The sequence below is a fragment of the Pseudomonas sp. B1(2018) genome, from assembly GCF_003097365.1.
Classification (GTDB): domain Bacteria; phylum Pseudomonadota; class Gammaproteobacteria; order Pseudomonadales; family Pseudomonadaceae; genus Aquipseudomonas; species Aquipseudomonas laurylsulfatiphila.
Genome location: NZ_PYUK01000019.1, coordinates 1 through 15,271 on the forward strand (window position 1 = coordinate 1; position 15,271 = coordinate 15,271).

9 protein-coding genes are annotated in these 15,271 nt (G+C 61.1%); 8 read left to right on the top strand and 1 reads right to left on the bottom strand.

Annotation, left to right across the window (positions count from 1 at the left end; all coding sequences use genetic code 11):
- Nucleotides 1–4,910 (bottom strand): retention module-containing protein (locus C9422_RS24875; RefSeq protein WP_116582488.1); only part of this gene is annotated, 4,910 nt, incomplete at its 3' end.
- 357 nt (nt 4,911–5,267) lie between these two features.
- On the opposite strand from C9422_RS24875, the gene C9422_RS24880 reads away from it, so the two are divergent.
- The 8 genes from C9422_RS24880 (at nt 5,268) to C9422_RS24915 (ending at nt 15,264) form a co-directional block, all read left to right on the top strand.
- Nucleotides 5,268–6,620, top strand: a complete 1,353-nt coding sequence (locus tag C9422_RS24880) for a TolC family outer membrane protein (RefSeq protein ID WP_116582489.1) — start codon at nt 5,268–5,270, stop codon at nt 6,618–6,620.
- A 42-nt stretch (nt 6,621–6,662) separates the two neighbouring features.
- Complete coding sequence (locus C9422_RS24885) at nt 6,663–8,819, top strand: type I secretion system permease/ATPase (protein WP_116582490.1); 2,157 nt, start codon at nt 6,663–6,665, stop codon at nt 8,817–8,819.
- Nucleotides 8,809–10,173, top strand: coding sequence for an HlyD family type I secretion periplasmic adaptor subunit (locus tag C9422_RS24890; RefSeq protein WP_116582491.1), 1,365 nt, complete (start codon nt 8,809–8,811; stop codon nt 10,171–10,173). Before C9422_RS24885 ends, C9422_RS24890 begins: the two co-directional genes overlap by 11 nt.
- 379 nt (nt 10,174–10,552) lie before the next feature.
- Nucleotides 10,553–11,440 carry a TauD/TfdA family dioxygenase gene (locus C9422_RS24895; RefSeq protein ID WP_104451591.1) on the top strand — a complete coding sequence of 296 codons (888 nt, stop codon included), beginning with the start codon at nt 10,553–10,555 and terminating at the stop codon, nt 11,438–11,440.
- Nucleotides 11,441–11,458: 18 nt separating this feature from the next.
- The gene (locus C9422_RS24900; protein WP_116582492.1) at nt 11,459–12,484 is read left to right on the top strand and encodes an ABC transporter substrate-binding protein; all 1,026 of its coding nucleotides are present in this window, start codon (nt 11,459–11,461) and stop codon (nt 12,482–12,484) included.
- Between the two features lie 5 nt (nt 12,485–12,489).
- Nucleotides 12,490–13,350, top strand: a complete 861-nt coding sequence (locus C9422_RS24905; protein ID WP_116582493.1) for an ABC transporter ATP-binding protein — start codon at nt 12,490–12,492, stop codon at nt 13,348–13,350.
- Between the two features lie 21 nt (nt 13,351–13,371).
- On the top strand, nt 13,372–14,238 hold the full coding sequence (locus tag C9422_RS24910; RefSeq protein WP_007977620.1) for an ABC transporter permease: 867 nt from the start codon (nt 13,372–13,374) through the stop codon (nt 14,236–14,238).
- 108 nt (nt 14,239–14,346) lie between these two features.
- Nucleotides 14,347–15,264 carry a LysR family transcriptional regulator gene (locus C9422_RS24915; protein ID WP_102702427.1) on the top strand — a complete coding sequence of 306 codons (918 nt, stop codon included), beginning with the start codon at nt 14,347–14,349 and terminating at the stop codon, nt 15,262–15,264.
- Nucleotides 15,265–15,271: the final 7 nt, after the last annotated feature.

The following is a 15,271-nucleotide window of genomic DNA, read 5'->3' on the forward strand; positions in this document are numbered from 1 at the left end:
ACCGCGCCGTTGTAATTGGTGTCCGGGGTGAAGGTGTAAGCGCCGTTGGCGCCGATCACCAGGGTGCCGACGTTGGCGATGGTTGCGGTCTGGCCCGCGTTGAAAGTGCCAGGAACGCCGTCGATGGCGAAACTCACCACGCTGACCGGGCCGTCGACGCTCGAGGTGCCGGTGAGGACGCTGCCGGTGACGGCGGTGTCTTCAGTGGTGGTCACGTTTTCGCTGAGGTCGGTGAAGCTGTCGTCGACCGGGGTGACGCTGATGTTGAGGGTCGAGGTGACGTCCGTGCCGGAACCGTCAGTGACGGTGTAGCTGACGGTTGGCACCGCGCCGTTGTAGTTATCGGCCGGGGTGAAGGTGTAGGCGCCATTTGCCCCGATCACCAGGGTGCCGACATTGGCGATGGTCGCGGTCTGGCCGGCGTTGAAAGTGCCAGGAACGCCGTCGATGGAGAAATTAACCACGCTGACAGGACCGTCGACGCTGCTCGTGCCCGTCAACACACTGCCGCTGACGGCAGTGTCTTCCTGGGTAGAGACCGTTTCGCTGAGGTCGGTGAAGCTGTCGTCGACCGGCGTCACGTTGATGGCCAGGGTCGAGGTGACATTGCTGCCGGAACCGTCGGTGACGGTGTAGCTGACGGTCGGCACCGCGCCGTTGTAATTGGCGTCCGGCGTAAAGGTGTAGGCGCCGTTCGCCCCGATCACCAGGGTGCCGACATTGGCGATGGTCGCCATCTGGCCGGCGTTGAAAGTCCCAGGAACACCGTCGATGGTGAAATTCACCACGCTGACCGGACCGTCGACACTCGAAGTACCGGTGAGCACGCTGCCGGTCACGGCGGTGTCTTCTTGAGTGGAGATCGTTTCGCTGAGGTCGGTGAAGCTGTCGTCGACCGGCGTGACGCTGATGGTCAGGGTCGAAGTGACATTGCTGCCGGAGCCGTCGGTGACGGTGTAGCTGACGGTCGGCACCGCGCCGTTGTAATTGGTGTCCGGGGTGAAGGTGTAAGCGCCGTTGGCGCCGATCACCAGGGTGCCGACGTTGGCGATGGTTGCGGTCTGGCCCGCGTTGAAAGTGCCAGGAACGCCGTCGATGGAGAAATTCACCACGCTGACCGGACCGTCGACACTCGAAGTACCGGTGAGCACGCTGCCGGTCACGGCGGTGTCTTCAGTGGTGGTCACGTTTTCGCTGAGGTCGGTGAAGCTGTCGTCGACCGGTGTAACACCGATGTTCAGGGTCGAGGTGACGTCCGTGCCGGAACCGTCGGTGACGGTGTAGCTCACCGTTGGCACGCTGCCGTTGTAATTGGCGTCCGGCGTAAAGGTGTAGGCGCCGTTGGCCCCGATGAGCAGGGTGCCGACGTTGGCAATGGTCGCGGTGCTGCCGGCGGCGTAGGTGGTTTCACCGATGGTGAAGTTGAGCACGCTGACCGGGCCGTCGACGCTGCTCGTACCGGTGAGGACGCTGCCGTTCACGGCGGTATCTTCAGCGGTGGTCACGTTTTCACTGAGGTCGGTGAAGCTGTCGTCGACCGGTGTAACACCGATGTTCAGGGTCGAAGTGACGTTGCTGCCCGAACCGTCAGTGACGGTGTAGCTGACGGTCGGCACGCTGCCGTTGTAGTTGGCGTCCGGCGTAAAGGTGTAGGCGCCGTTGGCGCCGATCACCAGGGTGCCGACGTTGGCGATGGTCGCGGTCTGGCCGGCGTTGAAAGTGCCAGGAACGCCGTCGATGGAGAAACTCACCACGCTGACCGGGCCGTCGACGCTCGAGGTGCCCGTCAACACGCTGCCAGTGACAGCCGTGTCTTCAGCGGTGGTCACGCTTTCACTGAGGTCGGTGAAGCTGTCATCAACCGGTGTAACACCGATGTTCAGGGTCGAAGTGACGTCCGTGCCGGAGCCGTCGGTGACGGTGTAGCTCACCGTTGGCACTGTGCCGTTGTAATTGGCGTCCGGGGTGAAGGTGTAGGCGCCGTTGGCGCCGATCACCAGGGTGCCGACGTTGGCGATGGTCGCGGTCTGGCCCGCTGTGAAGGTGCCAGGCACGCCGTCGATGGCGAAATTCACCACGCTGACCGGGCCGTCGACGCTCGAAGTGCCCGTCAACACGCTGCCGCTGACGGCGGTGTCTTCCTGGGTAGAGACCGTTTCGCTGAGGTCGGTGAAGCTGTCGTCGACCGGGGTGACGTCGATGTTCAGGGTCGAGGTGACATTGCTGCCGGAGCCGTCGGTGACGGTGTAGCTCACGGTCGGCACGCTGCCGTTGTAATTGGTGTCCGGGGTGAAGGTGTAAGCGCCGTTGGCGCCGATCACCAGGGTGCCGACATTGGCAATGGTCGCGGTGCTGCCAGCGGCGTAGGTGGTTTCACCGATGGTGAAGTTGAGCACACTGACTGGGCCGTCGACGCTGCTCGTGCCGGTGAGGACGCTGCCGGTGACGGCGGTGTCCTCAGCGGTGGTCACGCTTTCGCTCGCGTCGGTGAAGTTGTCGTCGACCGGGGTGACGTTGATGGTCAGGGTCGAGGTGACATTGCTGCCGGAACCGTCGGTGACGGTGTAGCTCACGGTCGGCACGCTGCCGTTGTAATTGGCGTCCGGCGTAAAGGTGTAGGTGCCGTTGGCCCCGATGATCAGGGTGCCGACGTTGGTGATGGTTGCGGTCTGGCCGGCGACGTAGGTGGTATCACCGATGGTGAAATTGACCACGCTGACCGGACCGTCAACGCTCGAGGTGCCGGTGAGGACGCTGCCGGTGACGGCGGTGTCTTCAGTGGTGGTCACGTTTTCGCTGAGGTCGGTGAAGCTGTCGTCGACCGGGGTCACGCTGATGGTCAGGGTCGAGGTGACATCGCTGCCGGAACCGTCGGTGACGGTGTAGCTCACGGTTGGCACGCTGCCGTTGTAATTGGCGTCCGGGGTAAAGGTGTAGGTGCCGTTGGCCCCGATCACCAGGGTGCCGACGTTGGCGATGGTCGCCGTCTGGCCGGCGTTGAAAGTGCCAGGAACGCCTTCGATGGTGAAATTCACCACGCTGACCGGACCGTCGACGCTCGAGGTGCCCGTCAACACACTGCCGCTGACGACGGTGTCTTCCTGGGTAGAGACCGTTTCGCTGAGGTCGGTGAAGCTGTCGTCGACCGGGGTCACGTCGATGTTCAGGGTCGAGGTGACGTCCGTGCCGGAACCGTCGGTGACGGTGTAGCTGACGGTTGGCACGCTGCCGTTGTAATTGGCGTCCGGAGTAAAGGTGTAGGTGCCGTTGGCCCCGATCACCAGGGTGCCGACGTTGGCGATGGTCGCGGTCTGGCCGGCGACGTAGGTGGTATCACCAATGGTGAAGTTCACCACGCTGACCGGGCCGTCGACGCTGCTTGTGCCAGTGAGGACGCTACCGGTCACTGGGGCATCTTCAGTGGTGGTCACACTTTCGCTGAGGTCGGTGAAGCTGTCGTCAACCGGGGTGACGTCGATGTTCAGGGTCGAGGTGACATTGCTGCCGGAACCGTCGGTGACGGTGTAGCTCACGGTCGGCACGCTGCCGTTGTAATTGGCGTCCGGAGTAAAGGTGTAGGTGCCGTTGGCCCCGATCACCAGGGTGCCGACGTTGGCGATAGTCGCGGTCTGGCCGGCGACGTAGGTGGTATCACCAATGGTGAAATTGACCACACTGACCGGGCCGTCGACGCTCGAGGTGCCAGTAAGGACGCTGCCGGTCACCGGGGCATCTTCAGCGGTGGTCACGCTTTCGCTGGCATCGATAAAGCTGTCATCAACCGGCGTAACACCGATGTTCAGCGTCGAGGTGGAGCCGTCGGTGACGGTGTAGCTCACGGTTGGCACTGTGCCGTTGTAATTCTCGGCCGGTGTGAAGGTGTAGGCGCCGTCGGCCCCGATCACCAGGGTGCCGACGTTGGCAATGGTCGCCGTCTGGCCCGCGGTGAAGGTGCCAGGAACACCGTCGATGGTGAAGGTGACCACGCTCAGGGTGTTATCGATGTCGCTGTCATTGTTCAGCACGTTGCCGATCGCGGCGGTGTCTTCAGCAATGGTTTGGGTGTCGGCAGTCAAAATGCTCGGATCATCGACCGCGGTCACGGTGAGATCCAGAGTGCTGCTCGAGCCGGTGCTGGTGGTGTACGTGACTTGCGGTACGGCACCGTTGTAGTTGGCGTCCGGAGTAAAGGTGTAGTTGCCATTGGCGCCGATGGTCAACGTACCGACGCCGACGATGGTCGCTGTCTGGCCTGCGCTGAAACTGCCGGTGACGCCGGCGATGGTGAAGCTGGCGATGCTGAGCGGTGTCTCGGCATCGCTATCGTTGTTCAGTACGTTGCCCGTCGCGACGCTGTCTTCGGCCAGAGTGCCCGTATCCGCAGTCAGTACGCTCGGAGCGTTGAGGGTCGTGATGGTCGTGGAGTTCTGGTTGCCAGTATCGAGCGTAGTGGGAGTGGCCGTGGATTCAGGACCGGCGGTTGGGAAGCCGATGGTCGGGTCGACGCGGCCTGCCGTGGCGTCAAGCATCACGAAGCTGTGACCGCCCCCGGCGGCACCACCCGAACCTGAGGCGGTCGGGCCCGCGGCGGTGGCTTCAAGGTCTTTGGTCGGGTCGGCACCGGCGGCAATGGCTTGTTGCAGCTCTTCAACGGACGGCGCGGCTTGTGCGGTGGCCGCTGCCAGGTCAGCACTGGAGTCCGGCGCGTCAGCACTCCACTGAGTGTCGCGGCCCAGGTCGAGGGTGCGGCCATCGGCCAGTTCCAGGGACACGGCACCGGACAGGCCAGTGTCGATCTGGTCCCCGGCGAACAGTTTGTCGCCTTCAACGAGAACGCGGCGGATGCCCTCTGGGGACACCACGAAAACTTGACCGACAATGCTTTTGACGATGGCAACAACACTGCTCATTGAAGACTCTCCGGGGTGTCACGTTCAGTTGACTTCCATAGACCTGATGGCGTCTGCGCCGACCAGTCTGGACGTTACATTGCAAAATAGATGCACAAGTTTGACGCTTCAATTCGTCAATATTTTGGCTATATTTTTTCGCTATTAACTTTATGCCAAACTATTGACCTTCTTGGAGCCATCCTAAACAATCGCCCCAGTAATGTCACATTGATATTTGAGCTGTGACCTGTCCTTGGTATGTGATCCAGTTCCGCTTTCGAACTTTCCGACATACGGTCATTCCGCTCGCCATCTTCCGACACGGCGCGTTTTTCAGTCGTGATTCAAGACAAGAAGTCCTGGGAAATTCCTACAATGCGTTCGCCTTTGTTCATGGCTATACCCTTCGCGCTCGCCGCGTCTTTCGTACAAGCGCAATCCTTACCCGAAGCCATGCAACAGGCATTGGATGTCCATCCGGAAGTCCAGGCAGGGGTAAACAGTCGTTTGGCTGCGGACTATCAGTTAAAGGCAGCGCAAGGGGGATACCTCCCACGAGTGGACTTGCTGGGTGGTTATGGCCGCGAAGGCACTGACAGCGTCACCACACGCGGGGACGGCAGCAACAACCACTGGGAAAATCTGAACCGCAGTGAATCGAGCTTGCGACTGACCCAAATGGTTTTTGACGGTTTTGCGACGACCAGCGAAGTAGGGCGTCAACAAGCCACCGTCAACTCCCGCGCCTATTCGCTGCTGAGTACTTCCGAGCGTACCGGGCTGACCGTGGCCCAGGTCTATCTCGACGTGCTGACCCGTCGCGAATTCGTGCGCCTGGCCGAGGACAACCTCAAGAGCCACCAACGCATTTACGACCAGATCCAGCTGCGCACCCAGCGTGGCGTCGGCAGCGGCGCCGACCTCGATCAGGCAGAGGCGCGGATGGCCCAGGCGCGCAACAACCTGATCACCGAGCAGACCAACCTGGCTGATGCCGAAACCAACTACCTGTCCGCTGTCGGCCAGATGCCCGATCAACTGGAGCGCCCGGCGAGTTTCCTGGCGCTGATGCCGGCCAACCTGAATGAAGCCCGCGCGCAGATGCTGGAAAACAGCCCGATCCTGCGCTCGGCCGAATCCGACATCGCCGCCGCCGAAAAGCAGTACGACACGGCCAAGTCGACCTTCTACCCGCGCTTCGATGCTGAACTGGGTCGCACCGCAGACAACGATATCGATGGTCAGAACGGCCATAACAACGAATGGCAGGCCATGCTGCGCATGCGCTTCAACCTGTATGCCGGCGGCAGCAACAAGGCCGACCTGGAATCCAAGGCCTACCTGTCGAACCAGGCGCTGGACATCCGCAACAACGCCCTGCGCCAATTGAATGAAGAACTTGGCCTGGCCTGGAACGCCCTGAACAACGCCAATGCCCAGGTGCCGATCGCCCAGCAGTACGTTGATCACAGCACCGCCGTGCGAACCGCTTACCAGCGTCAGTTCAGCCTCGGCGAGCGCACTCTGCTCGATTTGCTCGACAGCGAGAACGAGTTGTTCACCTCTTCTCACCGTCTGGTGGAGATCAAGAACATTCAGTTATTTACTCAGTACCGAATCAAGGCGACCATGGGCGAGTTGCTCAAGAGCCAGGGAGTGGTCGCACCATTGGCATCCGTTGTGCAGAACGACGTGAAGCCGAAGGTCCAATTGCCCGGTATGAATTGAGCAGGACCTTCATTGTTCAATTGTTAGCCAAGAGTGCCGAGCGTGGAATCAGAAGTCAGTCGGGTTCAACTCATTCATGATCCGCGCGCGTTGCATGACGATCCGTTGCTGGATGGTCTGCTCGCTCTTTGCATGCTGCACCAGAAACCGGCCAGCGCGGCCATGCTCACCACCGGCCTGCCACTGCCCGAGCAGCGTTTGAGTGTCGAGCTGCTGCCACGTGCGGCGGCTCGTGCGGGGCTGCAAGGTCGGGTGTTGCAGCGCAAGCTGGGGGACATTCCGGCGATTGCCATGCCGGCATTGTTGCTGCTCAAGGACGGTCGCAGCGCCGTCCTGCTTGGCTGGCAAGGCGAAGATCAGGTGCGGGTGCTGCTCAGCGAAAGCGATGGCGGTGAGTCCCTGGTCAGCCGCGAGCTACTGGCTGACGATTACACCGGTAAAGTCTTTTTTGCCCAGCCGCAGCACAAATTCGACGTCAATCACGGCACGCTGATTCCGCGTGCGCGCTCGTGGTTCCGTGACACCCTCAAGCGTTCGCGCTGGTTGTACGCCGACGCCATCGCCGCCAGTTTCCTGATCAACATCATTGCCATGGCCGCGCCGTTGTTCGTGATGAACGTCTACGACCGTGTCGTGCCAAACCAGGCCGAAGCGACGCTATGGGTGCTGGCTGTCGGCATCTCTGGCGCCTACCTCTTCGACCTGATCCTGAAAAGCCTGCGCAGCCTGTGCCTGGACCTGGCCGGCAAGAAAACCGACCTGATCATCTCGGCCACGCTGTTCGAGCGCATCGTCGGCATGACCATGAAGTACCGGCCGGCACGGGTCGGCAGTTTTGCCCAGAACATCCATGAATTTCAGAGTCTGCGCGATTTCCTCGCCTCGCTGACCCTTACCAGCCTGATCGACCTGCCGTTCACCCTGCTGATTTTCATGGTTATCGCGATCCTCGGCGGCCATCTGGTGTGGATACCGGTGCTGGCCTTCCCGATCGCCCTGGCCATCGGTTATGCGTTGCAGAAACCCCTGGTAGCGACCATGGAGCGGACCATGGCGCTGGGAGCCGAGCGACAGTCGAGCCTGATCGAAACCCTGGCCGGGCTGGATGCGGTAAAGGTCAACAACGCCGAAAGCGAACGCCAGTATCAGTGGGAACAGACCATCGGCACCCTCAGTCGCCTTGAGTTGCGGGTGAAGATGCTGTCCGGCCTGGCGATGAACATCACCTTGCTGATCCAGCAACTGGCCGGGGTGATCATGATTGTCTTCGGTGTGTACCAGATCATCGACGGTCACCTGAGCATGGGTGGCCTGATTGCCTGCTATATGCTCAGTGGCCGTGCGCTCAGCCCGCTGGCGTCGCTTTCCGGGTTGCTGACGCGCTATCAGCAGGCACGGGTGACCATGACGTCGGTCGATCAAATGATGGAGCTGCCCCAGGAGCGCAATTTCGAAGAGCGCCCGCTCAGCCGCAAGGTGCTGCAGGGCGCCATTGAATGCCGCCAGCTCAATTTCACGTACCCCCAACAGCAGAACCTAGCGCTGAAGAACATCAATCTGGTGATTCGTCCCGGCGAGAAGATCGGCATCATTGGCCGAAGCGGCTCGGGCAAGAGCTCGCTGGCAAAACTGCTGGTAGGGCTCTATCAGCCGGATGATGGCTCGTTGTTGGTCGATGGCGTGGATATCCGCCAGATCGACGTCAGCGAGCTGCGCTACAACATCGGCTATGTGCCCCAGGACATTCAGCTGCTCGCCGGTACCTTGCGCGACAACCTGGTTTCCGGTGCGCGTTATGTCGAGGATGAACTGGTGTTGCAAGCGGCTGAGCTGGCCGGTGTCCACGAATATGCGCGTCTGCATCCGCAGGGTTATGAGCTGCAAGTGGGCGAACGCGGGCAGAACCTCTCCGGCGGCCAACGGCAAAACGTGGCCCTGGCCCGTGCATTACTGCTCAATCCGCCGATCCTGCTGCTCGACGAACCGACCAGTGCCATGGATAACACCGGTGAAGAGCGCCTCAAGCAGCGCCTGGCAGCCGTGATCGAAAACAAGACCGTGGTGCTGGTGACTCACCGGGCATCGCTGTTGTCGCTGGTGGATCGGCTGATCGTGATCGACCGCGGGCAGATACTCGCCGACGGCCCGAAAGCCGCGGTGATGGAAGCGTTGAAGAAGGGGCAGATCAGTGTTGCTTAAGTCGGGTAAGGGTTCGATCCTTCGCTACTTCAAGGGCTCTGCTTCGCTTCAGGGCCAGCCGCTGCCGGAGGTCAACAAGGCGTTGATCGAAGACGCGCCGCGTGTGGTGCGGCTGACGATCTGGGCGATCATCTCGTTCTTCGTATTCCTGATGCTCTGGGCCAACTTCGCGGTCATCGACGAAGTGACCAAGGGCGATGGCAAGGCGATTCCATCGTCAAAGATCCAGAAAATCCAGAACCTTGAGGGCGGTATCGTTTCCGAGCTGTTCGTCAAGGAAGGCCAGATCGTCGACGCCGGTGCCCCGCTGCTTCGCCTGGACGACACGCGATTTGCCTCTAACGTCGGTGAAACCGAAGCCGATCGGTTGTCGATGGTGTTGCGGGTCGAGCGTCTGAGCGCCGAGCTCGAAGATCGTCCCCTGAACTTCCCCGAGGATGTACTCAAGGCCGTGCCGGGTCAGGCCAAGAACGAAGAGTCGCTCTATATGAGTCGCCGCCAGCAGTTGCTCGACGAGATTGGCGGCTTGCAGGAGCAGTTGATCCAGCGCCAGCAAGAGCTGCGCGAATTCACCTCCAAGCAGGCGCAGTACCGCCAGCAATTGGGCTTCCAGCGTCAGGAAATCAGCATGTCCGAGCCATTGGTGGCCCAGGGCGCGGTATCGCCGGTGGAAGTCCTGCGCCTCAGGCGTGCCGAAGCGGAGACCCGTGGCCAGCTCGACGCCACCACCCTGGCTATTCCGCGAGCCGAGTCGGCGATCAAGGAAGTACAGCGCAAAATTGACGAAACTCGCGGCAAGTTCCGTAGCGAAGCCCTGACCCAGCTCAATGAAGCACGCACCGATCTGAACAAGGCCCAAGCCACTGGCAAGGCCCTGGAAGACCGGGTCAGCCGGACACTGGTCACCTCGCCGGTGCGGGGTATCGTCAACAAGCTGCTGGTCAATACCATCGGCGGGGTTATCCAGCCAGGCAGCGACCTGGTGGAAATCGTGCCGCTGGACGACACCTTGCTGGTCGAGGCGAAGATCCGCCCGCAGGACATCGCGTTCCTGCATCCGGGGCAGGAAGCGACGGTGAAATTCACTGCCTATGACTACACCATCTACGGTGGGCTGAAGGCCAAGCTGGAACAGATCGGTGCCGACACCATTACCGACGATGACAAGAAAACCACCTACTACATCATCAAGCTGCGCACAGAACGCAGCCACTTGGGCACCGACGAAAAGCCCTTGTTGATCATTCCGGGGATGGTGGCTTCCGTGGACATCATCACCGGCAAGAAGACTATCCTCAGCTACTTGCTCAAGCCGATCATCCGTGCGCGGGCCGAGGCACTGCACGAGCGCTAGATCTCTAGATCTTTAGTGGATTCACTGGCCCCATCGCGGGCAAGCCCGGCTCCCACAGGTTTTTGTGTCAAACACATGATCGTGTTTCAACAAAGAACCTTGTGGGAGCCGGGCTTGCCCGCGATGGGGCCAGTCAAAACACCAAAACCCTGTCAGAAAGTGACAAATAACGTCACTCCGCAATCCACGCAGTCCCTTTTCAATCGCCATATCGTTATTCATTAACGGTATTTAAATTTCAATTCTTATATCTATAAAGTCAATCTCCTGCGTACCTGCCGACCAATCGGCGCGCCGCACGACACGAACCAACACGGAACCTCCGTGAGTTTCTGATCGACGCGCGCGCCCTTGAGCGTGCCGTGCGTGGGAGTGATTTATGTCTGCAGCCTCAGCTTCGCCAAGCATCGCGCCACAATTCTTTGAAATCCGCCCTTTCAGCGGAGCGGTGGGCGCCGAAATCCTCGGCCTCGATTTGTCCCGCCCGATCAATGATCAGGACTTTGCCCGCATTCACCGCGCGCACCTGGACCATCATGTGGTGGTGTTCCGCGACCAGCGCATCACCCCGCAACAGCACATCGACTTCAGTCGTCGTTTTGGCGTGTTGCAGATTCACGTGCTCAAGCAGTTCCTGCTGGCAGGGCATCCGGAAATCCTCATCGTTTCCAACATCGTCGAAAACGGCCAGAACATCGGCCTGGGTGATGCCGGCAAGTTCTGGCATTCCGATCTCTCCTACAAACAACTGCCGAGCCTGGGCTCGATGCTGCACGCCCAGGAGCTGCCAGCGGAGGGCGGCGACACCTTGTTCGCCGATATGCACAAGGCCTGGGACAACCTGCCTGAGGCGCTGCGCAAAGCGGTGGAAGGCCGCTCGGCCGCGCACTCCTACACGGCGCGTTACAGCGAGACCAAATTCGAAGGCAACTGGCGCCCGACCCTGACCCCGGAGCAACTGGCCCAGGTTGCGGAGGTCGTCCACCCGGTCGTGCGGACACACCCGGAAAACGGCCGCAAGGCGTTGTTCGTCAGCGAGGGTTTCACCACCCGCATCGTTGGCTTGCCGGAGGACGAGAGCCAGCAACTGTTGGCCGAACTCTACGCCCACAGCGTGTTGCCGCAAAACATCTACCGCCATCAATGGCAGCCCCATGACCTGGTGTTCTGGGACAACCGTTCACTGATTCACCTCGCCGCCGGCTGCCCCAGCCATCTGCGCCGCAAGCTGTATCGCACCACCATCCAGGGCGACGCGCCTTTCTGAATTGCCGGAGATTTGATCATGTCCAAACGTCTGCCCTTTGCACCCCTGGCCGCCGCCATCGGCCTGGGTTTCAGCCTGATCGCCGGCAGCCTGGTGGCGCCGACCGTGGCCCACGCCGAAGGTGAAATCCGCATCGCCGAACAGTTCGGTATCGTCTACCTGCTGCTCAACGTGGTGCGCGATCAGAGCCTGATCGAGAAGTACGGCAAGCAGGAAGGTATCGACATCAAGGTCGACTGGACTCAGCTCTCGGGCGGCGCGGCGGTCAACGATGCGCTGCTGTCCGGCTCGATCGACATCGCCGGTGCCGGTGTCGGCCCGCTGCTGACCATCTGGGATCGCACCCACGGCAAGCAGAACGTCAAGGCCGTGGCTTCTCTCGGCAACTTCCCGTACTACCTGGTGAGCAATAATCCCACGGTCAAGACCATCGCCGACTTCACCGAGAAGGACCGTATCGCGGTGCCGGCCGTGGGGGTTTCGGTGCAGTCGCGCTTCCTGCAATACGCGGCCGCCAGGCAGTGGGGTGACAAGGAATTCAATCGCCTCGACAAGTACACCATCGCTGTTCCGCACCCTGACGCGACAGCGGCGCTGGTAGCCGGTGGCACCGAGTTGACCGGCCACTTCTCCAACCCGCCATTCCAGGACCAGGCGCTGGAAAATCCCAATGTACACGTGGTGCTGAACACCTATGACCTGCTCGGCCCGAACTCGCCGACCGTGCTGTTCGCCACCGAGAAATTCCGCAACGAGAACCCGAAAACCTACAAAGCCTTCATCGAAGCGCTGACCGAAGCCGCACAGTTCGCACAGAACGATAAAGGCGCGGCGGCGGACACTTACATCCGCGTGACCAAGGCCAAAATCGACCGCGCCGCGTTGCTGAAAATCATCGACAACCCGCAGTTCGAGTTCAGCGTCACGCCGAAAAACACTTACCCGTTGGCCGAGTTCCTCTACCGCGTCGGCGCGATCAAAAACAAACCGGACTCGTGGAAGGATTATTTCTTCCAGGACGCCAAGCCGCTGCAAGGGAGCTGACCGAAATGAACGCCCCTTTGCAAGGCCACACGGTCAGCAATCCGATCGCGGCAGCCCAGGCGCTGCTGTCGGTCGATAACGTCAGCCTCGAATACCGCACGCCGCAGCGGGTGGTGCGGGCGACCCATCAAGTCAGCTTCGAGATCGACCCGGCGGACCGTTTTGTCCTGCTCGGGCCGTCCGGTTGCGGTAAGTCGACCTTGCTCAAGGCCGCCGCCGGATTCATCCAGCCTGTGGAAGGCGAGATCCGTCTGCAAGGCCAGCGCGTCGATGCGCCCGGGCCGGACCGGATCGTGGTGTTCCAGGAGTTCGATCAACTGCCGCCGTGGAAAACCGTCAAACAGAACGTGATGTTTCCGCTGCTGGCCTCGAAAACCCTCAAGCGCAAAGAGGCTGAAGAGCGGGCGTTGCACTACCTGGACAAGGTCGGTCTGGCGGCGTTTGCCGATGCCTATCCACACACCTTGTCCGGTGGCATGAAGGCTCGGGTTGCCATCGCCCGGGCGCTGGCGATGCAGCCGAAAATCCTCCTGATGGACGAACCCTTCGCTGCCCTCGATGCGTTGACCCGACGCAAGATGCAGGAGGAACTGTTGCTGCTCTGGGAGGAGGTGCGCTTCACGCTGCTGTTCGTCACGCACTCCATCGAAGAGGCGCTGGTGGTGGGTAACCGCATCCTTTTGCTGTCGCCGCATCCGGGGCGAGTGCGGGCGGAAGTGCACAGCCACCAATACGATTTGCACAGCCTCGGCGGTGTGGCGTTTCAAGAATCGGCGCGCCGCATTCACCGGCTGTTGTTCGATGAAGGTCAATCGCCGCAAGCCGAGCATGAGCTGGATTTCGCTGATATCCGCATCGCTTATTGAGCCAGTTGAGAGGAGGGCCCGATGAGCCATTTATCATCCCCGCGTGAAGCGTTCGAAACGGTTTTGCAGCCACTGACCAGCGTGCCGCTGGAGCGTGAACTACCCCTCGGGCAACGCCTGTGGCAACAGGGTTGGTTGCGTAAAAGCCTGATTCTGGTGTTGCTCGCTGTGCTCTGGGAGGCCGTTGCGCGCTATCAGAACAACGACCTGCTGTTGCCGAGCTTCTTGCAGACCGCTCACGCGCTGTACGACGGCCTGCTCAGTGGCGAGCTGCTGGGCAAGGTGTGGATCTCTCTGGTGGTGTTGCTCAAGGGTTACCTGATCGGCATCGTCCTGGCGTTTGGCCTGACGACACTGGCGGTGTCGACGCAATTCGGTCGCGACTTGCTCAGTACCCTGACTTCGATGTTCAACCCGTTGCCCGCCATCGCGCTATTGCCGTTGGCACTGTTGTGGTTCGGCCTGGGGCAGAACAGCCTGATTTTCGTGCTGGTGCATTCGGTGCTCTGGGCCTTGGCGCTGAACACCTACGCCGGGTTTCTCGGCGTCTCGGAAACACTGCGCATGGCCGGGCGCAACTATGGCCTCAAGGGCATGCGTTTTGTGCTGTTCATCCTGATCCCGGCGGCGCTGCCGTCGATCCTCGCCGGGTTGAAAATCGGCTGGGCTTTTGCCTGGCGGACGTTGATTGCTGCCGAGTTGGTGTTTGGCGCGACCAGCGGCAAGGGTGGGTTGGGGTGGTACATCTTTCAGAATCGCAATGAGCTGTACACCGACAAGGTGTTTGCCGGCCTGGCGGTGGTGATTCTGATTGGGTTGCTGGTGGAGAACCTGGTGTTTGATTCGTTGGAGCGGGTGACGGTGAAGCGCTGGGGCATGCAGCGCTGATCGAAAATCAAAAGATCGCAGTCCTCTGTAGGCGCTGCCGAAGGCTGCGATCTTTTGATCTGCTAGCATTGCACCTGGATCAATCCTGATCGGCCATGAGTGCCCTGCATGCAACTCCCGGACATGAACCTGTTGGTCGCCCTCGACGCCTTGCTCGACGAGGGCAGTGTGGTGGGGGCGGCGCGGCGGATGAACCTGAGCCCGGCGGCCATGAGCCGGACATTGACGCGCATCCGCGAAGCCATTGGCGACCCGATCCTGGTGCGCGCCGGCCGTGGCCTGGTGCCGACACCCAAGGCGCTGGAATTGCGCGAGCAAGTGCGCAGCGTGGTGGAGCAGGCCGGGTTGCTGTTTCGGTCGGCCGATGCGGTGGAGCTGAGTTCGCTGCGGCGGCGGTTCAGTATTCGGGCCAACGACTTCTTTGTCGGTGTTTACGGCGGCAGGTTGTTCGACACCCTCGACCGGCAGGCGCCGCACTGCGAATTGCGTTTCGTCCCGGAAGGCGATGGCGATGATGAGGCCTTGCGCGAAGGGCGGATCGATCTGAGCGTCAGCAACACACGGCCGCTGACCCCGGAAGTGAAGGTTCAGAACCTGTTTTCCACCCACTTCGTCGGCCTGGTGCGCGAGGATCATCCGCTGCTGGACGAAGAGATCACGGCTGAGCGCTATGCCGGTTATTCCCATATCAGCATGTCCCGGCGTGGCATTGCCCGGGGGCCGATCGATACCGCGCTCAATGCCCTGGGCCTGGAGCGGCGGGTGGCGGTGATTGCGCCAAGTTTTCATGCGGCGATGTTTGCCTTGCCCGATTCCGACCTGATCCTGCCGGTGCCCAAGGAAGCCTTGCTGAGCGTGCGGCGGCTGGGGTTGAAACTGCGCTCGTTCAACCTGCCGATTCCGTTGCCGACCCTGATGCTGACCCAGGCCTGGCACCCGCGCTTCGACAAGGACCCGGCGCACCGCTGGCTGCGTGAAACCCTGAAAACCTGCTGCGATGAGACGTGGCTGGCGGCTCAACCGTGAGCTGATC